At 63.9% G+C, this 25,137-nt stretch carries 18 protein-coding genes; 9 read left to right on the forward strand and 9 right to left on the reverse strand.

Annotated features, from left to right (window positions below):
• Window positions 1-17 precede the first annotated feature (17 nt).
• Together AC1DYJ_RS05730 and AC1DYJ_RS05735 are read right to left on the reverse strand one after the other, a co-directional pair.
• Window positions 18-3,221 carry an efflux RND transporter permease subunit gene (locus AC1DYJ_RS05730; protein WP_477288621.1) on the reverse strand — a complete coding sequence of 1,068 codons (3,204 nt, stop codon included), beginning with the start codon at window positions 3,219-3,221 and terminating at the stop codon, window positions 18-20.
• Entirely contained in the window at window positions 3,218-4,321 is a 1,104-nt protein-coding gene (locus tag AC1DYJ_RS05735) for an efflux RND transporter periplasmic adaptor subunit (protein WP_477288653.1), read from the reverse strand. The genes AC1DYJ_RS05730 and AC1DYJ_RS05735 overlap by 4 nt, the downstream gene beginning before the upstream one ends.
• A gap of 491 nt (window positions 4,322-4,812) precedes the next feature.
• Between AC1DYJ_RS05735 and AC1DYJ_RS05740 the strand changes: the two genes are divergently transcribed.
• A complete protein-coding gene (locus AC1DYJ_RS05740) occupies window positions 4,813-6,546 on the forward strand; it encodes an adenylate/guanylate cyclase domain-containing protein (RefSeq protein ID WP_477288623.1) in 1,734 nt (577 codons plus the stop codon).
• Window positions 6,547-6,617: 71 nt separating this feature from the next.
• Here the strand turns inward: AC1DYJ_RS05740 and AC1DYJ_RS05745 are convergent, their stop codons facing one another.
• The 7 genes from AC1DYJ_RS05745 to AC1DYJ_RS05775 form a co-directional block, all read right to left on the reverse strand.
• A complete protein-coding gene (locus AC1DYJ_RS05745; protein WP_477288625.1) occupies window positions 6,618-7,859 on the reverse strand; it encodes an MFS transporter in 1,242 nt (413 codons plus the stop codon).
• A gap of 159 nt (window positions 7,860-8,018) precedes the next feature.
• On the reverse strand, window positions 8,019-9,119 hold the full coding sequence (locus AC1DYJ_RS05750) for an aminotransferase class I/II-fold pyridoxal phosphate-dependent enzyme (RefSeq protein WP_477288627.1): 1,101 nt from the start codon (window positions 9,117-9,119) through the stop codon (window positions 8,019-8,021).
• Window positions 9,120-9,246: 127 nt separating this feature from the next.
• A complete protein-coding gene (locus AC1DYJ_RS05755) occupies window positions 9,247-9,711 on the reverse strand; it encodes a Ros/MucR family transcriptional regulator (protein ID WP_477288628.1) in 465 nt (154 codons plus the stop codon).
• A gap of 215 nt (window positions 9,712-9,926) precedes the next feature.
• On the reverse strand, window positions 9,927-10,631 hold the full coding sequence (locus AC1DYJ_RS05760; protein WP_477288630.1) for an ROK family protein: 705 nt from the start codon (window positions 10,629-10,631) through the stop codon (window positions 9,927-9,929).
• Window positions 10,632-10,749: 118 nt separating this feature from the next.
• The gene (gene zwf, locus AC1DYJ_RS05765; RefSeq protein ID WP_477288632.1) at window positions 10,750-12,123 is read right to left on the reverse strand and encodes a glucose-6-phosphate dehydrogenase; all 1,374 of its coding nucleotides are present in this window, start codon (window positions 12,121-12,123) and stop codon (window positions 10,750-10,752) included.
• 23 nt (window positions 12,124-12,146) lie between these two features.
• Window positions 12,147-13,160: a phosphogluconate dehydrogenase (NAD(+)-dependent, decarboxylating) gene (gnd, locus tag AC1DYJ_RS05770; protein ID WP_477288634.1), complete on the reverse strand. Its 1,014-nt coding sequence runs from the start codon at window positions 13,158-13,160 to the stop codon at window positions 12,147-12,149.
• A 32-nt stretch (window positions 13,161-13,192) separates the two neighbouring features.
• Window positions 13,193-15,607: a glucan 1,4-alpha-glucosidase gene (locus AC1DYJ_RS05775; RefSeq protein WP_477288636.1), complete on the reverse strand. Its 2,415-nt coding sequence runs from the start codon at window positions 15,605-15,607 to the stop codon at window positions 13,193-13,195.
• A gap of 204 nt (window positions 15,608-15,811) precedes the next feature.
• Between AC1DYJ_RS05775 and AC1DYJ_RS05780 the strand changes: the two genes are divergently transcribed.
• The 8 genes from AC1DYJ_RS05780 (at window position 15,812) to AC1DYJ_RS05815 (ending at window position 25,101) form a co-directional block, all read left to right on the forward strand.
• Entirely contained in the window at window positions 15,812-16,825 is a 1,014-nt protein-coding gene (locus AC1DYJ_RS05780; protein WP_477288638.1) for a substrate-binding domain-containing protein, read from the forward strand.
• Window positions 16,826-16,873: 48 nt separating this feature from the next.
• Window positions 16,874-18,343: a sugar ABC transporter ATP-binding protein gene (locus AC1DYJ_RS05785; RefSeq protein WP_477288640.1), complete on the forward strand. Its 1,470-nt coding sequence runs from the start codon at window positions 16,874-16,876 to the stop codon at window positions 18,341-18,343.
• A gap of 1 nt (window position 18,344) precedes the next feature.
• Window positions 18,345-19,316, forward strand: coding sequence for an ABC transporter permease (locus tag AC1DYJ_RS05790; protein ID WP_477288641.1), 972 nt, complete (start codon window positions 18,345-18,347; stop codon window positions 19,314-19,316).
• A gap of 2 nt (window positions 19,317-19,318) precedes the next feature.
• Window positions 19,319-20,266: an ABC transporter permease gene (locus tag AC1DYJ_RS05795; RefSeq protein WP_477288643.1), complete on the forward strand. Its 948-nt coding sequence runs from the start codon at window positions 19,319-19,321 to the stop codon at window positions 20,264-20,266.
• A 109-nt stretch (window positions 20,267-20,375) separates the two neighbouring features.
• A complete protein-coding gene (locus AC1DYJ_RS05800) occupies window positions 20,376-21,401 on the forward strand; it encodes a BMP family protein (protein ID WP_477288645.1) in 1,026 nt (341 codons plus the stop codon).
• 213 nt (window positions 21,402-21,614) lie between these two features.
• Window positions 21,615-23,105, forward strand: a complete 1,491-nt coding sequence (locus AC1DYJ_RS05805; RefSeq protein WP_477288867.1) for an ABC transporter ATP-binding protein — start codon at window positions 21,615-21,617, stop codon at window positions 23,103-23,105.
• Window positions 23,105-24,160 carry an ABC transporter permease gene (locus AC1DYJ_RS05810; protein WP_477288763.1) on the forward strand — a complete coding sequence of 352 codons (1,056 nt, stop codon included), beginning with the start codon at window positions 23,105-23,107 and terminating at the stop codon, window positions 24,158-24,160. Before AC1DYJ_RS05805 ends, AC1DYJ_RS05810 begins: the two co-directional genes overlap by 1 nt.
• Complete coding sequence (locus AC1DYJ_RS05815; RefSeq protein ID WP_477288765.1) at window positions 24,157-25,101, forward strand: ABC transporter permease; 945 nt, start codon at window positions 24,157-24,159, stop codon at window positions 25,099-25,101. Before AC1DYJ_RS05810 ends, AC1DYJ_RS05815 begins: the two co-directional genes overlap by 4 nt.
• Window positions 25,102-25,137 lie beyond the last annotated feature (36 nt).

Here is a 25,137-nt window from a genome sequence, read left to right on the forward strand (position 1 = left end):
CGACGACCCGTGGAACCCTACTCGGCGGCTGTCTCCGATGGCGCCTCTGCCGGTGCGGGAGGCTCGGCCTCGGCATGCGGCGTGCGCCGTGAAAACAGCGACCTGAGCGTGACGTAGAACACCGGCGTCAGGAACAGGCCGACGAAGGTGACGCCGAGCATGCCGGAGAACACTGCGGTGCCGAGCGACTGGCGCATTTCGGCGCCCGGGCCCGTCGCGATCATCAGCGGCACGACACCGAGGATGAATGCGAAGGCGGTCATCAGGATCGGCCGCAGCCTGAGCCGGCAGGCTTCGACGGCAGCTTCAGTGACCGACAGTCCGCGTTCCTGCGCCTGCCGCGCGAATTCGACGATCAGGATCGCGTTCTTGGCGGCAAGCCCGATCAGCACGATGAGGCCGATCTGCACGAGGATGTTGTTGTCCAGCCCTCGGAAAGACACGCCGAGCAATGCCGCGAGCACGCCGAGCGGCACCACCAGCACAATGGCGAAGGGCAGCACCCAGCTTTCATATTGCGCCGCCAGCGCCAGGAACACGAACAGCACCGACAGTCCGAAGATATAGACAGCGGCATTGCCGGTGTTGCGTTCCTGATAGGCGAGCTCGGTCCATTCATAGGAGGTACCGGCCGGCAGCGTCTGTGCCGTGATCGCTTCCATCTTGGCCAGCGCATCGCCGGTGGAAACGCCGGGCGCGGCGTTGCCCTGCAGCGGCACCGAGACGTACATGTTGTAGCGCTGGACCAGCGCCGGGCCGGTGACGTCGCGGATCTCGATCAACGTGCCGAGCGGAACCAGCGCGCCGGTCGCCGAGCGCACCTTCAGTTTCAAGATGTCGGCGCGATCGAGGCGGAACGCCTGGTCGGCCTGCGCCCGCACCTGGTAGACGCGCCCGAAAGCGTTGAAGTCGTTGACGTAGGCGGTGCCCAGATTGATCGACAGCGTCTCGAAGATGTTGGGGATCGGCACGTTCAGGATGCGCGCCTTGTCGCGATCGATCGCCAGGAAGAATTGCGGGCTCGACGCCGAGAAGGTGGTGAACACGCCCGTCAGCCCTGGCGTCTTGTTTGCCTTGCCGGCGATTTCGTAGGCAAGCGCCAGGATCTGTCGCATGTCGGCGCTGTTGCGCTCCTGGATCTGCAGCTTGAAGCCGCCGGCATTGCCGACGCCGCGGATCGGCGGCGGCGGCAGTGCGATGATGAAGGCTTCCTTGATGCTTTGCAGGCTGCCGAACAGATTGCCAATGACTTTGGTCGCCGACTGGCCTTCTTTCAGTCGCTCGTCAAACGGCTTGAACCTGGCGAAGATCACGCCCGCGTTGCTGGCGTTGGTGAAGGTCGCGCCGGAGAAGCCGGCGAAGGCGACTGCGTAGTCGACGCCTGGGGTTTTCTGGATGATCTGCGACGCCTGCTGGATGACCGCATCGGTCCTCGACAGCGACGCGCCGTCCGGCAACTGGACGACGACGATCGCATAGCCCTGGTCGAGCGAGGGGATGAAACCGCGCGGCACCGTCTGCACCATGTAGACCGTGGCGTAGATGAGGGCCGCGAAAACGGCCAGCATGGTGCCGATCGCTATCCGCGAGCCGACCAGCACGCGCACGATGCTCGAATACCAATGGGCGAGCCTGTCGAAGCCTCGATTGAAGCCGTCGGCGAGCGACTGTCCGAACCGCGCCAGGAAAAAGCGCGGCGGCGCCGCAGCAGTGTGGTGCGGCTTGAACAGCAGTGCGGCCAGCGCCGGCGAAAGCGTCAGCGAATTGAATGCCGAGATCGCCGTCGACACCGCGATGGTGATCGCAAACTGCAGGTAGAACTGCCCGGAAATGCCGGGGATGAAGGCTGTCGGCACGAACACGGCGATCAGCACCAGCGAGATCGCGATGACCGCCGTTCCGACTTCGTCCATGGTCAGGTGCGACGCCGGATTGGGCGCCAGACCTCTGGCGATATTGCGCTCGACGTTTTCGACCACGACGATGGCATCGTCGACGACGATGCCGATCGCCAGAACGAGGCCGAACAGCGTCAGCATGTTGAGCGAGAAGCCGGCGGCGTAAAGCACCGCCAGCGTGCCGATCAGCGACACCGGGATCGCCACGATCGGCACGATCGCCATGCGCCACGATTGCAGGAAGACGATGATGACGATGATGACCAGCACCATCGCCTCGAGGATCGTCTTGTAGACCTCCTGGATCGACTCGGCGACGAACTCGGTCGGATTGTAGACGATGTCGTAGCTCAGTCCCTTCGGGAAATCCTGGGACAGCTCCTTCATCTTGTCCTGGATCTCCTCGGCCGCGGCGAGCGCGTTGGTGCCCGGCCGCTGGAAGATGGCGAGCGCCACCGCCGGTTTGCCGTTGAGATAGGAGTTGGTGACGTAATCTTTGGCGCCGAGCTCGATGCGCGCCACGTCCTGCAGCTGGATCAGGCGGCCGTCTTCGGCCGATTTGACGATCACGTACCGGAAGTCGCGTGCGTCGTTGAAACGGCCTTGCGTGGTGACCGTGTACTGGAACGCGGTGCCCATGTTGGTCGGCGGCGCGCCGATCGAGCCGCCCGACACCTGGACGTTCTGGTCGCGCAGCGCCTGCACCACATCGCCCGAGGTCATCCCCAGGGCGGACAGTTTTTCCGGATCGAGCCAGATGCGCAGCGAATATTCGCGTTCGCCGAAGATGATGAGGTCGCCGACGCCGTCCAATCTGAGCAGTATGTCGCGCACCCGCGAGCGGGCATAGTTCGAGACGTAGAGCTGGTCGTAGGTATTGTCGGGCGACAGCATGTGCACGACCATCATCAGGTCGGGCGAGCTCTTGGTGGTGGTGATGCCGAGGCGGCGGACTTCTTCGGGCAGGCGCGGCTCGGCGACCGACACGCGGTTCTGCACCAGCACCTGCGCCTGGTCGAGATCGGTGCCCAGCTTGAAGGTGATGGTCAGCGCCATCGCCCCGTCGCCCGACGAATAGGACGACATGTAGAGCATGCCCTCCACGCCGTTGATCTCCTGCTCGATCGGCGTTGCCACCGTCGCTGCGACCGTCTCGGCGTCGGCGCCCGGATACTGCGCGCGAACGACGATAGTCGGCGGCGCGATCTCGGGATATTGCGCGACCGGCAGCTGGGTATAGGCAATCCCGCCGAGGATCAGCAGGACGATCGAAACGACCGATGCGAAGATCGGACGGTCGACGAAGAAATGGGCGAACCTCATTGCGGCAACCCGGCGGTTTCGACCTTGGGCGGCAACGTCACCATCTCGACCTTCACCTTGGTGCCGGGCCTGGCGTGCATCAGTCCGTTGACGATGATCGTCTCGTTGCCGGTCAGGCCAGAGCGGATCACCCTGTAGCCGTCGAGAAGCGGGCCGGTGCGCACGGGCTTCGCCGACACCATGCCGGCCTCATCCACCAGAAACACGATGCGGCGATCCTGATCGGCGCCGATCGCCTCGTCGGGCACCAGCACACCGCTATGCGGCAGCGACCCCGGCACGTTGATGCGCCCGAACATGCCTGGCTGGAGAACGCCGTCGGCGTTTGGAAACGTTGCACGCACCCGCATGGTGCCGGTCGCGTTGTCGATCCGGTTCTCGGCAAAATCGAGCTTGCCTTTGAACACCGCCTCCGCGCGGTCGGCGACGCGAACCACCACCTCGAGCCCGCCGGCGCCTTCCTGCATCGACCCGCCGCGCTCCTTCGCGTCGCGGGCGTAGCTGAAATACAGGCGCTCATCGACGTCAAAATAGAAGTCGATCGGATCGCGCGTAACGATGGTCGTCAGCAAGGTGGAATCCGGCTGCACGAGGTTGCCGACCGACACCAGCCGGCGGTCGATGCGGCCGGACAAGGGCGCCTTGATCTCGGTGAATTCCAGATTCAGGCTGGCCGACGTCAGCGCAGCCGTTGCGCCCTGCATCTGCGCCTGTGCCGAAAGATATTCCCGCCGGCGGTCGTCGACCGTCGCGGCCGAGATGTTGCCGGTCTTGGCGAGTTCGTCGGCACGATCCAGCTGCATCTTGGAGAATTCGAGCAGTGACTTGGCGACGTCCACTTGCGATTTGGCGGCATCATAAGCCGCCTGGTACGGACGCTGGTCGATGGTGAAGAGCAGGTCGCCCTTGTTGACCAGTGCGCCGTCCTGGAAACTGACCTTGTCCAGATAGCCGCTGACGCGCGAACGGATGGCGACCTGGTCGACAGCTTCGAAGCGGCCGACGAACTCGTCGTCTTCGACGATTTCACGGACCACCGGCTTGGCCGCCGTCACCACGGGCAGCTGCTGGTCCTGCGCAAAAGCACTGCTCAAACCCATGCCGAGCAGGAAAGCCGCCGGCACGGCGGCCCGGGCAAGCCAGCCGGCCGCTCGACGGGGTTGCCCGCCCGCCTCGCGATGGAATTGCCCATTGTCCATTTTGCGTCCCCCTCGCTGGACCCGGAGGTCGGTTGATCCGCTTCTACGCTTAAGGCTTGTCGTCGAGATCAGAGCCCTGCGGTATTGTGCAGGGCAACATGATCATTTTCCATGTGCGCCGAAATGTCCACCCTGTGACTGCCCCGCCATCGGTCTAGTGCCAAGCCAGATTGCTGAGGCGCGATACCGGCGACTCCACGGTATGGCCGCATCGGCTCACCTTTTGAGCAGAAGTGCGCGCCCTCCAGGCTCAAACCTCATTCGCTCAACCCCGGATCGGCCAGCTTGAGCGACTTGTTCAGAAATGGAACGGATTGCAATCGTATCTCGCAGGCCACAAACTTCGCGGCTACCCCGACCGTAGCTGTGATAGGTTCGGGTATGGGCAGGCAATGACCGAAGTACGCAAGCTCGCGGCAATCCTGGTGGCGGACATTGTCGGTTTCAGCCGTCTGACGGCTAGCGACGAGGATCGGACGCTCGCACGCGTCCGCGCGCTGCGAAGCGACCTTGTCGATCCGGCCATCTCAGTTCATCGGGGTCGAGTCGTGAAGAGCACGGGCGATGGCGTGCTATGCGAGTTTCGGAGCGGCGTTGACGCTGTCCGCTGCGCAATGGAGCTGCAGGCAGGCATGATCGAGCGCAATTCCGGATTGCCGGCAGAGCGTCGAATCGAACTGCGCATCGGTATTCATATCGGCGATGTTGTCGAGGAAGCGGATGGCGACTTGATGGGCGACGGCGTCAATATCGCTGCTCGTTTGGAGGGCATAGCGAAACCCGGAACCATCTGCCTGTCCGAAGATACCTACCGTCAGGTGCGGAGCCGGCTCGACCTCGCGATTTGTGATCTCGGGGAGAGAGTCCTTAAGAACATTGCCGAGCCGATCCAAGTCTATGCGCTGGAGCTCGGTGTGCCTGCCCGCCGCGGAGCAACACCGGCTCCGCTTGCTCTTCTCGACAAGCCGTCCATCGCCGTGCTGCCCTTCATCAACATGAGCGGCGACGCTGAACAGGAGTTTTTTACCGACGGCCTGACAGAGGACATCATCACCGATCTCTCAAATGTACCGGGCTTCTTCGTAATCGCCCGCAACTCCACCTTCGCCTACAAGGGCAAGCCCAGTGATGTCCGTCAGATCGCGCGCGATCTAGGGGTGAAGTACATACTTGAGGGCAGCGCACGACGAGCCGACAAACGTTTGCGTGTCAATGTGCAGCTAATCAATGGGTTGGAAGGCGGCAATCACATCTGGGCTGAGCGGTTCGATCGCGATATCGCCGACATCTTTGACGTTCAGGACGAGGTCACGCGACGCGTTGTTGAAGCGATTTCTGGCAAGCTTGGTGATAAGAATATTGTTGCTCGTTCCAGACCGTCAAATCTCGAAGCCTATGATCTCTGTGTTAGGTCGCGAGGCAAATGGAATATTTCGCGATCAGATACCAGTGAGGCGTGCGCTGATTTGGAACGTGCCGTTCAGCTCGATCCAAACTACTGCGAGGGGCACAGCAATCTTGCCATCTCACTGCTATTTAGCTGGTTTATCTGGGGCGGCCCACAGCTACCTCGTCGCGCAGAGGCGCTAGTGCACGCGCAAAGGGCGGTGGAAATCGATCCCAGCGACTCTCACGCTCGCATGGCTCTGGGCTGCGTCCATCTCCACGAGCGGAATTGGGATGAAGCGCATTTTCAGTTCGATGCCGCCACCAGGCAAAATCCCAACAATGCAGATGCTGTAGCATGGACGGGAGAGCTTCAGACCTACTTGGGCGACCCGCAAGCAGCGCTGAAGGCGTGCGCGGAGGCGCTGCGCTTAAATCCTCATCCTCCCGGTTGGTATTTCTGGATTATTGGAGCGGCTCAGATCTCCTCCGGTCGCTACGAAGAAGCTGTTGCGACCTTGAGCCGGGAAGAAACCTACGGGACGGGCTCGAGGGAGCACCTGGTTCCCGCGCTTGCCCTTGCCGGTCGCGTTCCTGAGGCGCAGGGGGAAGCCCGCCTATTTCTTGCGGGTAATCCAAGTTGGAGGTTTGCTGATTTCGCAGCGAACTCACCGTTCAAGAGCCCGAACTCTGCGCAGCCCTTTCTTGATGGCTGGCGTCTGGCAGGCCTGTCGGAGTAGGCGCATCCCGCTTCCGGCTCATCTCAGCCGTTGTCGGTGGACCGAAGCGCCGGACCCAGCGGCTTGCTCGATCAGTTGCGGCTGTTGAGATGCCGCACGCGGCGCAGCTGCGGGAACAGCACCGCCCACAGGCCGGCGACGGCAATCGCGCCGATGCCGCCGATCACCACGGCCGGCACGGTGCCGATCAGGGCCGCCATGGTGCCGGCGCGGAATTCGCCGACTTCGTTGGAGGCGCCGACGAAGACCTGGTTGACGGCGTTGACGCGGCCGCGCACCTCGTCGGGCGTCCACAGCTGGATCAGCGTCTCCCTGATATAGACGCTGAACATGTCGGTGGCGCCGAGGCCGGCAAGGGCCAGGATCGACAGCCAGGTGATGGTGGAAACGCCGAACAGCACGGTGAAGGCGCCAAAGCCTGCGACGAAGCCGAGCATGATCTTGCCGGCATTGTCGCGCAACGGGTGCCCGGCCAGCCAGACAGCGACGCAGATGGCGCCGATGCCGGGCGCCGAGCGCAAGAGGCCGAGGCCCCAAGGGCCGAGCTCGAGAATATCGCGGGCATAGACTGGCAGCAGCGCCGAGGCGCCGGACAGAAGCACGGCGAAGAGGTCGAGCGAGATGGCGCCGAGCACGATCTTCTCGCTCCAGATGTAGCGGAAGCCGGCAAACAGTGTCTCCATCGTCGGCTTGTCGGTGGCGCTCTGCTGGGCCGGTTTGGGAATGGTGAAGATCAGCAGGCCGGCCACCAGCATCAGCATCGAGGCAACGGCGTAGGCGGCTTCGGCGGAGACGCCATAGAGCAGGCCGCCGGCGACCGGGCCGACAATGGTCGCCGTCTGCCAGGCCGACGAGTTCCAGGCGATCGCGTTGCCAAAGTCCTCCGGCGGCACCAGATTGGCGAACAGCGAAGACGAGGCCGGTCCGTAAAAGGCGCGCGCCATGCCGAACAGCGCCAGCACGACGAAGATCGGCAGCGGGCTGACGAGGCCGCGCAGCGTGAAATACAACAGAACAAGCGCACAGCCCGCCTCGGTCACCGTCGCCAGCGCCATGATCAGGCGGCGCCCAAAACGGTCGGCGACGACGCCGGTGACCAGCACCAGCAGCAGCGACGGCAGGAACTGGACGATGCCGACAATGCCGAGATCGAAGGGATCGCGCGTCAGATCGTAGATCTGCCAGCCGACGGCGACCGACACGATCATGGTGGCGAAGGTGGTGAGAAACCGCGCCGCCCAATAGCTCAGGAAGGAGCGGTGGCGGAAGGCGGCGTAGCGCTGGTCGGGCTGCGTCTGGGAAGGAGATGTCATGGATATAGGCCCCGTTGCTTTGCATTGGCCGGCGGGGCACTTCCCAGAAATGGGCGCTGTTCCGGCCAATGAGACTTATCAAAGTTCGGGGCGCGTATGCGTGAAAATCGGGTCTGGATCAAGCAGTTTTCAACCCGCTCGCCCGATTGCACGCGGAAGTTACTGCCTCAGCGCGGCGGAGATAGCCTGCAAACCACCCTGCAATTCCGCCTCTTTCGGCCAGCCGAAACCGATGCGGAAAAACCGCTTCGGCATGTCGAACCAGTGGCCCGGGCCGACATAGGTGCCGTGGCTTTCCAGCAGATTGACGTAGAAGCGGTCGAGGTCGAAGCTGGCATCGACATTCAGCCTGGGAAAGCCAACGACGCCACCTTGCGGCCTGACCCAGTCGACCAGCGGCTCGCGGTCGATCCAGGCCTGGACGATGTCGCGGCGCTTGGCCATGTCGGGCAGCAACGCGGCCAGGAAAGCGTCACGGCGCTCCAGCATGCCGCGCGCAATGCCTTCGTCGATGACGCTGCCGCAAATGCCGATCTGCTCCTTGGCGGCGAGGAAGCGCTCCTGCAATTCGGCATCCCTGGTGATCAGCCAGCCGATGCGGATGCCGGGAATGCCGAAGGCTTTCGACAGCGACGAGACGCTGATTGCCTTGGGGCTGAGCGAAGCCGCCGCCGGCAGGCGCTGTCCATAGGACAGGTCGCGATAGGTCTCGTCGACCAGCAGATGGCAGCCGTTCGCTTCGGCGAGCGCAATCAGCGCATCGAGATCGGCGCGGGCCATCATTGTGCCGGTCGGGTTGTGCGGGCAGGTGACGCTGATCAGCCTGGTGTTCGACTGCAGTTGGGCTGCGACGCGGCCGACATCGACGGCAAAGCCGTTGTCGAAGTCGAGGTCGACATAGGAGATGGCGCAGCCGATCGCCTTGGGGGTCTCGATGTTGGTGGCGTAGTTGGGCCGGACGACGACGAGATGGTCGCGCTCCGACAGAAGCGAGGTCGAGATGATGAACAGGGCGCCGGCCGCACCGGCGGTGACCAGCACGTCGTCAGGCGAAATACCGGAATCCTGCGCCGCGATCAGCGCCCGCAGCTCCTTGTCGCCGCGATGCTCGCCATAGAACAGCGTGAGATCCGGCAGCGACAGGCCGATATCGGAGAGCTTCTGGTCGGCGATCGAGCTTTCGGAGAGGTTGTAGCGGATGCGGTCGTAACCGTATTCCTCCGGCGCTTCTTTCTCGATCACCATTCTGGCGTAGTTCATGGCCGCTCCCCCTAGCTTGCACTGATATCCAAGCCACAAAAGCATGAAGCCTGCCAAGGCTCATTCGCCGGCAGGCTTCTGTTCCAGTCGTCCAAACTGTTGGCTCAGCGCCGAGGCGCGCCGATGATCAGGCCGGAACCTTGGCCTTGCGACCCTTGGCCTTGGCCGGTGCGACCGCGGCGGCCTTGCGGCCGAGGCCGATCGACTTGGCCAGTTCGGAGCGCGACGCCGCATAGTTGGGGGCAACCATCGGATAGTCGGCCGGCAGGCCCCATTTGGTGCGGTAGGCCTCGGGCGTCAGGTTGAAATGAACGCCGAGATGGCGCTTCAGCGATTTGAACTTCTTGCCATCTTCGAGGCAGATGATGTAGTCCGCCGTCACCGAGCGCTTGGGATTGACGGCCGGGACCTGCGGCGGCGCCACCGGCGCCGGCGGCTGGCTGAGCCCGCCGATCGACGCCGCAACGCTGGCGATGAGATCGCTCAGGCCGGCAACGGGCAAGCGGTTCTTCTCGACATAAGCGGACACGATATGGGCGGTTAATTCGAGCAGGTCGATGTCCTTGTCAGAGTCGTTGCTGTCGTCGGCCAATTTATCTCTCCGTCGCTAGGGGGGTGGCGGAAACTTCCAGAGCTGTCCCAGCGGAGCCGGAAATCCGCTCTAGTCATTTGTCTTGCCGCATTTGTACGGTTGCACCCAGATGATTCCATCCGGTGCAATCGCTCTAATCGCCAAATCTGCGTAACGCAATGACTTCGCATCGCATCACACGTCATTTTGAACAACTATACTGAATCTTAATACTATCAGACGATCAGCGCCTTGTCGCGCCATAGTCGAAAGCCGCCCTCGAAGGCGCGGGTATTGTCGCCGCGCCTGGAGTTGGCGGGCAATTCATCGAGCTTGTCGACATTGCCGCCGCCAATGACGATGTAATCCGGCTGCAGGGCGGCATTCAGCCGTTGGACGATGTCGAAGACGTATTTGCGCCATTTCTTCTTGCCGTATTTCTCCAGGCCGCGCTCGCCGATATAGTCCTCGAAACTGCGGCCCTTACGGTAAGGCAGATGCGCCAGTTCCATCGGCTGGCCGACATTGTCGAGGATCATCGCCGCGCCCAGACCGGTGCCGAGGCCGAGGAACAGCATGCGTCCGCCATCATAGCTGCCGACGGCTTGCAGCAGCGCGTCGTTGACAACCTTGACCGGCTTGCCGAAGGCGGCAGCAAAATCATAGCCGTCCCAGCCCTTGCCGAGATTGGCGGGATCAAGCGATGGCTTGTTGTTGCGCACCGGGCCGGGATAGCCCATCGCGATGGCATCATAGGCCAACCCTTCGGCCAGCGTCTTGACCGTGGCGATCATCTGCTGCGGCGTCAGGCCCGGCCCGGAGTCGGCCCGTCGCTCCTTGCCGCCGGCCGTGGTGAGAATCTTCACATGCGAGCCGCCGACATCGATCGTCAGCACGATCGGTTCGGCCTCAGTCGTCGCGGGCTTTGCTGCCTTGGCCATGTCGTCTCCTCCGCTCACTTGGAGCGATCCCCCGTTTCAGGGAAACGGGGAATGCTCCAACTCTTTGTTTTTACGCAATTCCGGGCGGAAAAACCGCTCACACTTTTCCTGGAATTGCTCAAGTCGGATTGATCCAGCCGTTGGGTGGCCCGAAATTGGCCATGGCGTCGGCCGGGCCCCAGGTCTTCGGCTCGTAGATGTGGGGCGGCGTGGTGTCGCCAAGCACCGGGCCGACGATGCGCCAGGCAAGTTCACTGGCATCCTGGCGGGTGAACAGCTGGCCATTGCCGTTCATGGCGTCGCCGATCAGCCGCTCATAGGGTGGCATGTCGCCCTTCGAATCGTCGAGCGCGGTGAGTTCGACCTGCTCGCCGACCATGTCGTCGCCGGGGGCCTTGCGCTGGGCGCCGATCGAGATCGCCACCTGCGGATCGATGCGAAAGCGGACATAGTTGGCATCGCTCGGCTTGATAGGATCGAAGACGTCGAGCGGCGGCCGTTTCAGCCGCACGATCACTTCGGTGATGTGCACCGGCATGTTCTTGCCGGCGCGGATGAAGAACGGCACGTCCTGCCAGCGCCAGGTGTCGACCATGAAGCGCACCGCGGCAAAGGTCTCGACCGGCGAGTTCGGCTTCACGCCGGGCTCAGCGAGATAGCCGGTGAACTGGCCGCGGACGACGTCGTCCTTGGTCAGGGTGCGGATGGCGCGCAGCACCTGCACCTTCTCGTCGATCAGATCGTCGGCGGAGCGGCCGACCGGCGGCTCCATGGCGAGCAGAAGCAGGATGTTGAGCAGATGGTTTTCGATCACGTCGCGGATCGCGCCGACATCGTCGTAGAATTTGCCGCGGCCATCGATGCCGAAATCCTCGGCCATGGTGATCTGCACGCTCTCGACGAAGTTGCGGTTCCAGATCGGCTCAAGGAAGGCATTGGCGAAGCGGAAATAGAGCAGGTTCTGGATCGCTTCCTTGCCGAGATAGTGGTCGATGCGGAAGATCGACTGCTCGTCGAACACCAGATGCAGCACCCGGTTCAGCCAGCGCGCCGATTGCAGATCGTGGCCGAACGGTTTTTCCACCATCAGCCGCGCGCCATGTGCGGTTCCTGATTGTTCGAGACCCTGGACCACGGTTTCGAACATGGTCGGCGGCACCGCCATGTAGTGCAGCGGCCGCTGCGCCGAGCCGAGCGCGGTCTTCAGTTTCTCGAAGGTGGCGCCGTCGCGATAGTCGCCGCTGACATAGCGCAAAAGGTTGGCGAACTTGGCGAAGATCTTTTCATCGATCTTGCCGACTGCGTTGACGATGCCGTCGCGGGCGCGCGCCTGCAGTTGCTTGATGTCCCAGGCGTCGAAGGCGACGCCGATCACCGGCTCGGTCAGCGTCCCCTTGGCGACCATCTGGTAAAGGGCCGGGAATATCTTCTTGTGGGCGAGGTCGCCGGTGGCTCCGAAGAGCACCAGCGTGTCGGACCGTTCCGGGCTCATTTTGCGCGTCTCCCCTGCCGCTTTCACTTGCCGGCCTTCGGCTTTTCGACATGGCCGCCAAAGGCATAGCGCATGGCAGACAAAAGCTTGTCGGAGAATTCGGATTCGCCTTGCGAGGAGAAGCGGTCGAACAATGCCGACGACAGCACCGGCGCCGGCACGCCGGTGTCGATCGCTGCCTTCAGCGTCCAGCGGCCCTCGCCGGAATCCGAGACGCGGCCGCCGAACTGCGCAAGCCCCGGATCGCTCTTCAGCGCGCCGGCGGTGAGGTCGAGCAGCCAGGAACCGATAACGCTGCCATGGCGCCAGACTTCGGCGACCTGCGGCAGGTCGATGTCGAACTGGTAGTATTTCGGATTTTCCAGCGGGCTGGTCTCGGCGTCTGCCGTGCGCGGCCTTTTGCCGGCATTGGCCGATTTCAGGATGTTCATGCCTTCGGCATAGGCGGCCATGACGCCATATTCGATGCCGTTGTGGATCATCTTGACGAAGTGACCGGCGCCGCTCGGTCCGCAATGCAGATAGCCGAAGGGTGCTGTGCCCGCAGCCTTGTCCGGCGTGGCGCCGGCATCGGCGCCGGGCGCCAGCGTAGCGAAGATCGGATCGAGATGTTTGACGGCCGTATCAGGGCCGCCGATCATCAGGCAGTAGCCCCGCTCCAGGCCCCAGACGCCGCCGCTGGTGCCGACGTCGACATAGTGCAGGCCCTTGGGGGCGAGTTCGGCGGCCTGGTCGACAGCGTCGCGATAGTAGGAATTGCCGCCGTCGATGATGATGTCGCCGGGTTCCATCAGCGCTGCGACCTGGTCGGCGATCTTGCCGGTGATCGCCGCCGGCAGCATCAGCCAGGCGCTGCGTGGCTTGGACAGCTTGCCGACGAACTCCTCCATCGAGGTGGCACCGATGGCGCCGTCGGCTACCAGGCCGGCAACGCTTGCCGGGTTGATGTCGTAGACGACGCATTCATGGCCGTCGCGCATGAGGCGGCGCACCATGTTGGCGCCCATCCTGCCCAGTCCCATCATTCCGATCTGCATGGTCTTGTCCTAGTCGCTGGAGGAAAGGAAAACTATGTGCGAGCTGGTTCTTCAATGCCGACTGTGAAGTCGACATTCTCCCAACGGTCGCCGTCGGGCCAGAAAAAAGTGAAGACGATGGTGTTACCTGGCGGAATTTGGGCCACGGGCAAGTCCGCCAGATGAACGCCAAGCGCGTTTTCGGCTGTGTGGATTTCATGGGCGGTTTGCCAATGGTCGCTGCTCCAGCGGATCTGCGCCGGCTGCAGCAGTTCCACGCGCAGCGTCTTGCCGGCATCCATGATGCGTAGCTTGTTGTTGAAGCGCCAAATCCTCAGCAGCGAGCCGGTCTTGTCCTCGATATAGCGCTTGACGCCTTGCGGCGGCATGTCGAAGACGGCGTTGTCGCGCAATGAGCGCAACAGCTTGATGTGTTCGGAATGCGCCCAGACCAGCGGCATGGCGCTGCCCGACGGCTTGCCCAGCCACAATTCGCGCTCCGGCTTGTTGGGGCCGTCCCAGACTTGCTCCGGCAGCAGCCCGCCTTGCCCGGCGGACGCTTCAAATGTCTTGAGCAGGCTTGCCGCCTTGTCCTTGTTTCCGGCGGCCAGCTCGTAGTGGGCGCGCTCGCCGGCGAGCAACGGCCAGGGACGGCCCTGGCCGGTGCCGTCGAAAGGCGCGCCGTCAGCATGTTCGCCATAGCCGTCGTCGGTGTAGCGATACCAGAGAGGCCCTTGCGGCAGGTCGCAGCGCAATTGCGCGTCAATGATCTTCACCGTGTCGACGATGCGCGGATCGTCGGCTGCCCTCAGGCCAAAGCGAACCAGCGCCAGCGCATCCGGACTGACGATCGCCTCGGCGGGCTTGTCGGTATCGCCCGGCGGCCGGTTCTTGATCGGCACGAAACCGTCGTTCGGTGAAGCCGCGCCAGCATCATCGGCCGGCGCGATGCGGACATAATAGCCGTCGACGCCGGCTTGCCGGCACTCCGGCGTGCCGCTGACATAGGTCCAGCGCTCGATCTGGTCGTTCCAGCAGTCGGCGATTTCGCGCAGATAATTAGCCGGCTCTGGCATTCCGCAGACGTCGAACAGATCGGCGGCGCCAAGCAGTGCCGAAATCTCGACGGCGAGCGTGAAGGGGCTGTATCCCGCGTCCTCTTCCCAGCGGTCCTGCCCGGTGACGGGGCCGTTGCGCACGACATAGGACGCTGCCTTCCCGATCATCGGCATGAAGGCGGCGAGTTTGGCGCGCGGAAAATGTCCGGCGCGGTGCAGCGCGTCGGCCAGCAGCAGCGGGAAGGCGCATTCGTCCATCTGGATGCCCGGCCAATAGGGCGAGCCGTCGAGCCACACATTCTGCGGCCAATGGCCGTCGGGCTGCTGGATGGAACGGAGATAGGTGAGGATCTGCAGCGCCTGTTCAGGATCGCCGGCAGCGAGGAAACCGCCCGCGGTTTCAACCAGGTCGCGTGGCCAGACCAGATGATAGCCGCCGAGGTCGTCGTCGCCCTTGCTGAAACCCCAGGGGATCGACAGGCTGGCGACTGCAGCACCGGGTCTGGCCAGCGACAGGTGCGTCGCCAGCACCGCGGTGCTGACGCGGTAGGTGTTGAGGCCGGATACATCATGGCGGTCGAGCGGCAGCAGGCCGGCCTGCCATTTCCGCCATTTCGCGACATAGGTCTTTGCCGCAGGCTCAAAACCGCGCTTCAGGCTGGCGGCCGCATTTTCGGCGGCTTCGTCGGGGGTCGAACCGAAACCGAGCGCCAGCAAGGCCTTGTTGTTGCCTGCGGAAAAACGGATCTCGCCGGTCAGCGCGACATTGCCGTCCTCGGCGCGTTGGCATGCCGGATCGAGCCGGCCTTCGCGGCTGAGCTGCTGCCAGCCGTCGGAGAAACCGGCATAGCCGGCCGAGCAGTCACCCCAGGGCAGGGAGGAGGCAAGCGCCAGGAAAGTACCGCGCCCGGAGGCGAACAGCATCGGTTTGCCCTTGTGCTCGCTGACCCAGGCGGTGTTGCCCATGCCTGCATTGACCAGATGCGGGGCCAAAAGCGCGTAGACGCGGTAGTCGGCGGCTTTGCCCTGACGCGGTGTGAAAATGATCTCCTGCAGCAGCGCCGGGCGCGCCGGATCGGCGAGAATGCGCTTCTCGATCCGGTAGGCGGCGGAGGTATTCACCAGCCGGTAGGCGGGCACGCCGTCCTCGAACGGTTCGATGACATGCGTGGCGTCGCGCTTCTCCTCTGAGAACCAGCCGTCTGGACCGGTGACCAGCAGCCCCATGTCGCGCGTGCAGGCGCTGTCGAGGCCGGGATAATAGACCTCATTGACGATGCCGTGGCTGAGCGTGAACCAGACACGGCTCGCCGGCGACAGCGCTGCGCCAACGCCGCTCTTGGCGCTCGACGTCCAGCGCGCCGGAATTCCGGGCGCGCCTTCGGCTAGAATTGGCGGCGTTGCTGCCATGCATGGTCTCCTGGACCCTTCCCTAGACCAGCATACGAAGGCTTTTCAATCATCGCACCTGAAGTTGATCGCCAAAGCGTCACCGATCGCAGTTGACAAGCGGGCGCATCTGCATTTGTCTGACAATAGATAAAAAACAGGCAGCTAACGCCAAAACCATCAGCAACAGTCGGCGGGGCCGACAATCCACGGGAGGAATATCATATGAAGAAACTGCTCGTCCTGAGCGCCTTGGCGGCCATGCTCGCCTCGGGCACGGCAATGGCCGACACAAGCGGCAAGAAGATCGCCTTCTCCAACAATTACGCCGGCAATTCATGGCGCCAGGCGATGCTCGACAGCTACGGCATCGTCACCAAGAAGGCGGTCGACGACAAGGTGGTCGGTGCCGCCGACATCTTCACCACCGCCGACAAGGAAGTGCCGACCCAGGCCGCGCAGGTGCAGAACCTGATCCTGCAAGGCTATGACGCCATCGTCATCAACGCGGCGTCGCCGGATGCGCTGAACGGCGCCATCAAGCAGGCCTGCGATGCCGGCATCGTCGTCGTCTCCTTCGACGGCACGGTGACCGAACCCTGCGCCTACCGCGTCGTCGTCGACTTCAAGGACATGGGCAAGCAGGAAGTCGAGCAGATGGCCAAGTTCCAGCCCAAGGGCGGCAATCTGCTGGAAATCCGTGGCCTGGCCGGCACCTCGATCGACGATGCCATCCATGCCGGCATTCTCGAAGGCGTCGCCGCTCATCCCGAGTTCAAGATCGTCGGCTCGGTGACCGGCGACTGGGACCAGACGACGGCGCAGAAGGCGGTCGCAACCATCCTGCCGTCGCTGCCCGACATCGTCGGCATCGTCGACCAGGGTGGTGACGGCTATGGCGCAGCCCAAGCCTTCGCCGCCGCCGGCAAGCCGCGCCCGACCATCATCATGGGCAACCGCCAGGACGAACTGAAATGGTGGAAGGAGCAGAAGGAAAAGGACGGCTACCAGACCTGGTCGGCGTCGATCGCGCCGGGCGTCTCGTCACTGGCCTTCTGGGTGGCGCAGCAGGTGCTCGATGGCCGCAAGGATATTCCGCACGACCTTCTGGTGCCCTATCTCGCCTTCACCCAGGACGATTTCGAGGCAGCCCTGCCGAAGATCAAGGAAGGTGGCGTCGCCACCCACGAATACACGCAGGAAGACGCCCTCGCGGCGATCAAAGCCAACATCAAGTGACGCTTTGCATTCATTGCCAGTGGCATGATCGACCGGATATCGTTGGGCATGCCTGAGGCCAAGACTGACATCATCAGACTGAACGGCGCCGAAAAACATTTCGGCGCCGTTCGGGCGCTTAACGGCGTCGATTTCCATGTTGTCACAGGCGAATGCGTCGGGCTGGTCGGCCATAACGGCGCCGGCAAGTCGACGCTGATGCATATGGTGGCCGGCACGCTGCGGCCGGATGGCGGCGAGATCGCGGTGCGCGGTAATGTCGAAATCGAATACTCGGTGGCGCGCGCGCTAAAACTCGGCATACGCTGCGTGTTCCAGGAACTGTCGCTGTGCCCGAACCTCAGCATCGCCGAGAACACGCGCATCAACCACCCGGCGCTGACCGGCTTCGGTTGGCGGCGCAAGGCGGCCGCGCTCATCGCCGCCAAGTTGGATGAAATCTTTCCGGATCACGGCATTTCCGCTGACGACATTGCCGGTGACCTCTCCATCGGCCGACGGCAGATGGTCGAGGTGGCACGCGCCTTTACGGTGACGCGCGACCCGCTCGACCTGGTTATTCTCGACGAGCCGACCTCTTCGCTCGACGCACACACGGCCGGCCAACTGCTGGCCTTCGTGCGCCGTTTCGTCGCCGGCGGTGGCAGCTGCATCCTGATCTCGCACGTGCTGGGCGAAGTCCTGCAAAATGCCGACCGCATCGTGGTGATGCGCGACGGCAAAGTCGTCGCCACGGACGCGGCAAAGGCCTTCGACCGCGATAGGCTGGTGGCGACCATGGGCGGCGCCGCGGCACGCGAGAAGATCGCGGCGGAGATCGCCGCCGCCAGGCCGGCACACAGTCCCGTCAGGGTGCGGGCGCGGCCGGCCCGGCAGGAAGACGGCAAGGAGCTTGTCGCCCGCGCTGGCGAGATCATCGGCCTTGCCGGGCTTGCCGGCCACGGCCAGACGGATCTTCTGCTGGCGATCTTTGCCGCCGCGTCGCGCAGAAGGCCAGGCATCGAGGTAACCGCACCGGTGGCGCTGGTGGCCGGCGACCGCCAGTCGGACGGTATTTTCCCGCAATGGTCGATCTCTGAAAACATCGGTATCCGCTCGCTTTCGCGATTGCGCAAAGGGCTGCTGATCTCACCGCAGCGCGAGGCTGAACTTGCCGAATTCTGGAAGCAGAAGATCGGTATCCGCACGCCTGACATGACCAACAACATCTTTTCGCTGTCGGGCGGCAACCAGCAGAAGGCGCTGTTTGCCCGTGCGCTGGGCTCGGATGCGCAGATCGTGCTGATGGACGACCCGATGCGCGGCGTCGATATCGGCACCAAGCTCGAAGTCTACGATCTCGTGCGCGAGGAAGCGGCCAAGGGCAGGACCTTCCTCTGGTACACGACCGAGACCGAAGAGCTCGACAATTGCGACCACATCCATGTCTTCAAGAACGGCCGCATCGTCGCCAATCTTGGGCGCGACGAGCTGACGGAGGAAAAGATCATCCAGTCCTCATTCGGCGACGCGGCCTGAGATGACGGCAATCGCTCCCGGCCCAACTTCCTCGCCGCGCGGCAGTGCCGCCCGCGCCCGCATGCTGCGCAGCATGTTGCCGGCGCTGTCGCTGGCATTGGTGCTCATCGCCATTGCCTGGCTCAACCCGCGCGCCATCAGCTATTTCGGCTTCAGCCTGATGCTCAACCTGGCGATCCCGATCGCGCTGGCGACGATCGCGCAGATGTTCGTCATCGCCGGCAACGAGCTCGATTTGTCGATCGGCACCTTCGTCGGTTTCGTCGGCTGCGTCACCGCGACATGGCTGAAGGATGCGCCGCTGCTTGGCGTGATTGTCCTGCTCGGCGCCATTGGCGTTTACGCGCTGCTTGGCGCCCTGATCCATCTGCGCAACCTGCCGTCGATCGTGGTGACGCTGGGCATGAGTTTTGTCTGGCAGGGGCTCGCCATTCTGGTCCTGCCCAAACCCGGCGGCAAGGCGCCGGACTGGCTGCTGGGGCTGATGGCCTTCAAGCCGCCCTTCATCCCGTTCCCGATCATCGCAGCGCTGGTCATCGCGGCGGTCGTGCATTTCGGGCTGATGCGCACCTCCTATGGCGTGATCCTGCGCGGCTCCGGCGGCAATCCGGCGGCGCTGAGGCGCGCCGGCTGGTCGTTGCTGCGCACCAAGATCGTGCTGTTTGCGCTGACCGGCCTGTTCGGCGTTTTGTCCGGCATGGCGCTGATCGGCATCACCACTTCGGCCGACGCCAATATCGGCAATGGCTATACGCTGCTGGCGATCGCCGGCGTCATCCTCGGCGGCGGCGAATTCGTCGGCGGCCGGGTGTCGCCGATCGGCGCCGTGCTCGGCGCGCTGACGCTGGCGCTGGCGGCATCGCCGCTGCTCACCTTCATGCACATTCCGCCCGACTGGCAGGTCGCCGCCAACGGCGCCATCCTGATCATCGTGCTGGCGGCCCGGGTGCTGATCAGCCGCAGGGAGAGGTAGCGATGGCCCTGTTGCGAACGCTCACCGCCAAACCCTGGATCTGGTCCTTCCTCGGCGCGCTGCTGGTCTGGCTGGCAACCATCGCGTTTACCGGCGGCTACGGCGCCGGCGGCATGGTCACGGCGGCCCTCTCGCTCGCCGTCTTCACCGTCATCGTTGGCGTCGGCCAGATGTTCGTCATCACGCTCGGGCCTGGCAATGTCGATCTGTCGCTGCCGGCCAATATCGGGCTCGCCAGCGCCGTCGCCATGAAGGTGATGGATGGCAGCGATTCCATGATCGTGGTCGGGCTGTTGGCCGCGCTCGCCTGCGGCGCTGCCATCGGTGCCGTCAACTATCTGCTGATCTGGGCGCTCCGCATCCCGCCGATCATCGCCACGCTGTCGGCCAGCTTCATCATCCAGTCGATCGACATCAGCTACGGACGCGGCCTGCAGATCAAGCCGCCACCCGGCTTCGCCGATTTCGCCAACTGGCAGATTTTTGGCATTCCGGTGCTGGCGATCCTCACCGTCCTGTTCACCATTGCTGCTGCCATCGCCTTGCAGCGCATGATCTATGGCCGCTCGGTGCTGGCCATCGGCCAGAACATCCGCGCCGCGTGGCTGGCCGGCGTCAATGTCGGCCGCATCCGCTTCCTCACCTACACGCTGTCGGGCGCGCTCGGCGGAATCGATGGCGCGCTGCTTGCCGGCTATTTCCGCGGCGCCAATGTCGACATCGGCAATGAGTATCTCTTGGCCTCCATCGCGGTCGTCGTGATCGGCGGCACCTCGGTCGCCGGCGGTAAGGCCAATGTGCCCGGCGTCTGGGGGGCGGCGCTGTTCCTGGTGCTGCTGTTGACCATGCTCAACACATTCGGCGTCAGCGCCGGCGTCCGGCTGTTGCTGACCGGGCTGATCATCGTCGGCGTCATCACCGTGGCCGGTGGCGAGAAGGCTTTGCGATAAATCGCCCCCAAATTTGACCATGTGGACAAAAGTCCGCACCCGTTCCATAGTTCCGCGTCTGATTTCAGAACAGCCGGCTCGACACGGTTGTCAAACAGAGGGGCACTAGATGGAAAACCGGAAAAACAAATCGCAATCGACCGGCCTGTCGCGGCGCGACGTGCTGGAACTCGGCGCGCTTGGCCTGGCTGCGGCGATGCTGCCGGGCGTGGCTTTCGCCACGGACAAGAAGCTGAAAGTGGCGGCGATCTTCGCCACGCCGATCGAGGAGCCGTGGGACAACCAGATCCACGTCGCCTTGCAGAAGGCCGAGAAGGAACTCGGCATCGAATACAAATGGTCGGAGAAGGTGCAGACCGCCGATTTCAGCCGTGTCATGCGCGAATATGCGCAAGGCGGCTATCAACTGGTGCTGGGCGACGCCTTCGCCGCCGAGCGCGAATCGCGCAAGACGGCCAAACAGTTCCCGAAGACCGCCTGGCTGTTCGGCTCCGGCGCCGGCCCGGCCGAACCCAATTTCGGCGTTTTCGACAACTGGATCCATGAGCCCGCCTACCTCTCCGGTATCATCGCCGGCAAGATGTCGAAGTCGGGCACGGTCGGCGCCGTGGCGGCGATGGGCATTCCGGAAGTGAACCGGCTGGTCAACGCCTTCTTTGCCGGCGCAAAAGAGGTCAACCCGAACATCAAGAAGAAGGTCGCCTTCATCGGCTCGTTCTTCGATCCACCCAAGGCCAAGGAAGCGGCCGTCGCCCAGATCGATGCCGGCGTCGACGTCATCTACGCCGAGCGTTTCGGCGTCATCGAAGCGGCGGTGGAGAAGAAAATCCTTGCCATCTCCAACATGTCCGACCAGTCGAGCCTCGGCCCCGACACGGTCATCACCGGCCCGGTATGGGACATGTATCCAACGGTCGAGCAGGCGATCAAACTGGTCAAGGCCGGCGTCTTCACCGCGCAGGACTATGGCGATTTCTCGCGCATGGCCAAGGGCGGCTCGTTCCTGGCTCCCTACCACAAGTTCGACAAGACCTTGCCGGCTGAGGTCAAGGATCTGGTCGAGAAGAAGAAGGCCGAGATCCTGGAAGGCAATTTCCGGGTCGATGTGGATGAGAACACGCCGGTTTCGGATTGAGAGCTCCTTTACCCTCCCCCTTGTGGGGAGGGTCGATCCGCGAAGCGGATCGGGGTGGGGGTCCTCGTAGGGCGCACCCCCACCCCGTCTCGCATTCTCCGCTTCGCTACGACTGCGAGCCGACCCTCCCCACAAGGGGGAGGGTGAGGAGCAGCTTCAGCGCCACCTCTCAACGGGAAAAGGCCCTTGCCGACGTCCGCCCCTCTCATCGAAATGCGCGGCATCACCAAACGCTTCGGCGCCGTTACTGCCAACGAGGCGGTCGATCTCAGCGTCGCGCCCGGTGAAATCCTCGGGCTGCTGGGCGAAAACGGCGCCGGCAAGACGACGCTGATGAACGTGCTGTTCGGCACCTATGCGCCGGATGCCGGCGAGATTCTCATCCAGGGCAAGCCGGTACGCATCACCAGTTCGGCCGATGCGCTGGCGGCCGGCATCGGCATGGTGCATCAGCATTTTCATCTGGCGCCGCGGCTGACGGTGCTGGAAAACCTGCTGATAGGCATTCCCGGCAAATCCGGCCGCATCGATCGCGCCGGTGGGCTTGCCCGGTTGTCCGACATCAGCAGGCAGCATGGGCTGACGCTGGACCCCGACCTGCCGGTGTCGGCGCTGTCGGTCGGCGAGCAGCAGCGGCTGGAAATCGTCAAGGCGCTGTTTCGCGGCGCCAGGCTCCTGATCCTCGACGAACCGACAGCGGTGCTGGCGCCGAGCGAGGTCGACGGGCTGTTTTCGGCGCTGCGCTCGATGGCAGCGCAAGGGCTCGGCATCATCTTCATCTCGCACAAGCTGAACGAGGTTCGGGCGCTGACGCATCGCTGCACTGTGCTGCGGCATGGCCGCGTTGCCGGCCGCGTCGATGACCCCGCCAACACGACGTCGGCTGCCATGGCCGAGTTGATGTGCGGCCACGAGATCGTGCCGCCGGCAAAGGGGCCGTCGACGCCGGGTGCGGCGGTGTTGACGCTCGACGGTATCTCAACATCGCAGCACTCTGGCATGGCGCTACGCGATGTATCGCTTTCGGTCCGCGCGGGGGAAATCCTCGGCATTGCCGGCGTCTCCGGCAATGGCCAGCGGGCGCTGGCCGAGGTCATCTCCGGGGTGCGCTCGCCTGACGCCGGCCGCATGACGATAGCCGGCAAAGCGGTGACGCGGTTTTCGCCGCGCGAGGTGCAGGCGCTCGGCCTCGGCCGCATTCCGGAAGACCGCATGACGACCGGGCTGGTGACCAATCTGCCGCTTGCCGATTCCATGGTGCTGCCGCGCATCGGCACCGAAGCCTTCAGCCGCAAAGGCCTGCTCAGGCCCGACGCGATCCGCGCCTTCGCCGAAGAGCAGATCAAGGCTTATGACATACGCTGCCCCGGGCCGATGACCCGCGCCGGTGCGCTGTCCGGCGGCAATCTGCAAAAGGCGCTGCTGGCGCGCGAGCTTGCTTTCGACCCGAAGGTGCTGATTGTGTCGCAACCGACGCGCGGCCTCGACATCGGTGCCGCCCGTTTCATCCACGAAAAGTTTCTCGACATGCGCGGCAAGGGCTGCGGCATAGTCGTCATCGGCGAGGATCTCGAGGAGCTGCTGGTGCTCTGCGACCGCATCGCGGTGATGTATGAGGGCCGTATCGCCGGCACGCTCGACAGCGCCGATGCGACGATTGCGCGGCTGGGGCTGCTGATGACCGGGGCGGAGGGTCATAGCTGATGTTCCGCCTGGAAGCCCGGACGTCTACCCCCGCCTGGTTCAACCTGGCGCTGCCGCTCATCGCGATTGCCGCCACGCTCATCCTGTGCAGCGGCCTCATCGCACTGGCCGGCGCCGGGGTGCTCGAGGCCTATGGCGTGATGCTGTCGGCCTCATTCGGCGACAGCTACGCCATTACCGAAACGCTGGTGCGGGCCGCGCCGATGATCTTCACCGGGCTGGCGGTTGCCGTCGCCTTTCGGGCCAAATTCTGGAACATCGGCGCCGAAGGCCAATTGCTGGCCGGCGCCGTCGCCAGCTGCTTCGTCGGCGCAATCCCGATGCCGGGCGCGCTCGCGATCCTGTTGATGGCGATTGCCGGCGCGGCTGCCGGTGCGGCGGTAGCGCTGGTGCCGGCGACGCTGAGGGTCAAATTCAAGGTCGACGACGTCGTCAGTTCGCTGTTGCTCAACTCGGTCATCTATTACGCGCTGATGGCGCTGATCGAGGGACCCTGGAAGGATAGTTTCAGCGGCTATCCGATCTCGCCGCCGATCGAGGATTCGGCTAATTTCCCGGTGCTGCTCGAAGGCACAAGGCTGCATCTCGGCGTCGTCGCGGCGCTGATCGCCGCGCCCCTGATCTGGTTCCTGATCGTGCGCACCACGCTTGGCTTCCGCATCCGGGTCACCGGCGAAAGCCCGGAAGCCGCCCGCTATGGCGGCATCCATGTCGAGCGCGTGCTGATCTCCACCGCGCTGCTCTCCGGCGCGCTGGCTGGGCTCGCCGGCGTTGGCGAGGTCGGCGGCGTGCATTTCCAGGTGATGAGCGACATCTCGCCGGGCTATGGCTATTCCGGCATCGTCGTCGCCATGCTGGCCAGGCTCAACCCGCTCGGCGTGGTGCCGGCGGCAATCTTCCTTGCCGCCGTGATGACCGGCGCCGAAGCGATGTCGCGAGCGACCGGCGTGCCGGCCTTCCTCAGCGATGTCATCCAGGGAACAGCGCTGCTTGCCATGCTGGTGGCGCTGCTGTTCACGGCCTATCGCGTCCGCCGCGTCGGAGCCGCCTCATGAGCGCGGTGTTCGAACAGATTTTTCAGGTCGGCTTCCTCGCCGCCATCATCCGCATCGCCACGCCGCTGGCCTTTGCCACGCTCGGCGAAATGTTCTCCGAGCGCGCCGGCGTGCTCAATCTCGGCATTGAAGGCATCATGCTGCTCTCCGCGATGACCGGCTTCACCGCCGCCAGCCTCAGCGGCAGCCTGTGGCTTGGCGTGCTGGCTGCGGTGCTGACGGGCATGGCGATGGGCGCGCTGCATGCGCTGTTCACGGTGGCGCTCGGCCTCAGCCAGCATGTCTGTGGCATTGGCGTGACGCTGTTCTCGTCGGGCCTTGCCTATTTCCTCTACCGGCTGATCTTCGGCCAGCAATCGGTGCCGCCCAGCATCAAAGGTTTCCAGACGCTGCCGATCCCGCTGCTCTCCGACATTCCGGTGCTTGGCCCGGCGGTGTTCAACCAGTTCGCGCTGGTCTACATGGCCATCATCGCCATCCCGCTCGCCGCCTTCATACTCTACCGCACGCCCTGGGGTCTGTCGGTGCGCATGGTCGGCGAAAACCCGCGCGCGGCCGATTCCGCCGGCGTCAGCGTCATCGCCACGCGCTTCCAGGCCGTCATCCTCGGCGGCGCGCTGATGGGGCTCGCCGGCGCCTTCCTCACCATGGCGCAGTTCAACGCTTTCACCTTCGGCGTCGTCTCCGGGCGCGGCTGGGTGGCGATCGCGCTGGTCGTGTTCGGCCGCTGGGATCCATGGCGCTCTGCGGGCGCGGCGTTGCTGTTCGCTTTCGTCGATGCGCTGCAACTGCGTATGCAGGCGAGCGGCCTCGGGCATATCCCTTATGAGGCATTCCTGATGCTGCCCTTCATCTTCACCATCGTTGCGATGGCGGTGATGTCGCGCAACGCGGTCGCGCCGTCCGCGCTGCTGAAGCCGTTTCGAAGGGAAGAGCGGTAGAACTTGGCCCTTTTCCTCTCCCCCGTCGATCGGGGG

The sequence above is a fragment of the Mesorhizobium sp. P2_B11 genome, from assembly GCF_056404855.1.

Bases quoted from the DNA above. Each gene is read 5' to 3' on its own strand.
- AC1DYJ_RS05735 (WP_477288653.1), bottom strand. From the start codon at position 4,321: ATGGGTTTGAGCAGTGCTTTTGCGCAGGACCAGCAGCTGCCCGTGGTG.
- AC1DYJ_RS05795 (WP_477288643.1), top strand. From the start codon at position 19,319: ATGGCCCTGTTGCGAACGCTCACCGCCAAACCCTGGATCTGGTCCTTC.
- AC1DYJ_RS05815 (WP_477288765.1), top strand. From the start codon at position 24,157: ATGAGCGCGGTGTTCGAACAGATTTTTCAGGTCGGCTTCCTCGCCGCC.
- AC1DYJ_RS05745 (WP_477288625.1), bottom strand. From the start codon at position 7,859: ATGACATCTCCTTCCCAGACGCAGCCCGACCAGCGCTACGCCGCCTTC.
- AC1DYJ_RS05785 (WP_477288640.1), top strand. From the start codon at position 16,874: ATGCCTGAGGCCAAGACTGACATCATCAGACTGAACGGCGCCGAAAAA.
- zwf (WP_477288632.1), bottom strand. From the start codon at position 12,123: ATGAGCCCGGAACGGTCCGACACGCTGGTGCTCTTCGGAGCCACCGGC.
- AC1DYJ_RS05730 (WP_477288621.1), bottom strand. From the start codon at position 3,221: ATGAGGTTCGCCCATTTCTTCGTCGACCGTCCGATCTTCGCATCGGTC.
- AC1DYJ_RS05810 (WP_477288763.1), top strand. From the start codon at position 23,105: ATGTTCCGCCTGGAAGCCCGGACGTCTACCCCCGCCTGGTTCAACCTG.
- gnd (WP_477288634.1), bottom strand. From the start codon at position 13,160: ATGCAGATCGGAATGATGGGACTGGGCAGGATGGGCGCCAACATGGTG.
- AC1DYJ_RS05780 (WP_477288638.1), top strand. From the start codon at position 15,812: ATGAAGAAACTGCTCGTCCTGAGCGCCTTGGCGGCCATGCTCGCCTCG.
- AC1DYJ_RS05805 (WP_477288867.1), top strand. From the start codon at position 21,615: ATGCGCGGCATCACCAAACGCTTCGGCGCCGTTACTGCCAACGAGGCG.
- AC1DYJ_RS05760 (WP_477288630.1), bottom strand. From the start codon at position 10,631: ATGGCCAAGGCAGCAAAGCCCGCGACGACTGAGGCCGAACCGATCGTG.
- AC1DYJ_RS05740 (WP_477288623.1), top strand. From the start codon at position 4,813: ATGACCGAAGTACGCAAGCTCGCGGCAATCCTGGTGGCGGACATTGTC.
- AC1DYJ_RS05790 (WP_477288641.1), top strand. From the start codon at position 18,345: ATGACGGCAATCGCTCCCGGCCCAACTTCCTCGCCGCGCGGCAGTGCC.
- AC1DYJ_RS05800 (WP_477288645.1), top strand. From the start codon at position 20,376: ATGGAAAACCGGAAAAACAAATCGCAATCGACCGGCCTGTCGCGGCGC.
- AC1DYJ_RS05750 (WP_477288627.1), bottom strand. From the start codon at position 9,119: ATGAACTACGCCAGAATGGTGATCGAGAAAGAAGCGCCGGAGGAATAC.
- AC1DYJ_RS05775 (WP_477288636.1), bottom strand. From the start codon at position 15,607: ATGGCAGCAACGCCGCCAATTCTAGCCGAAGGCGCGCCCGGAATTCCG.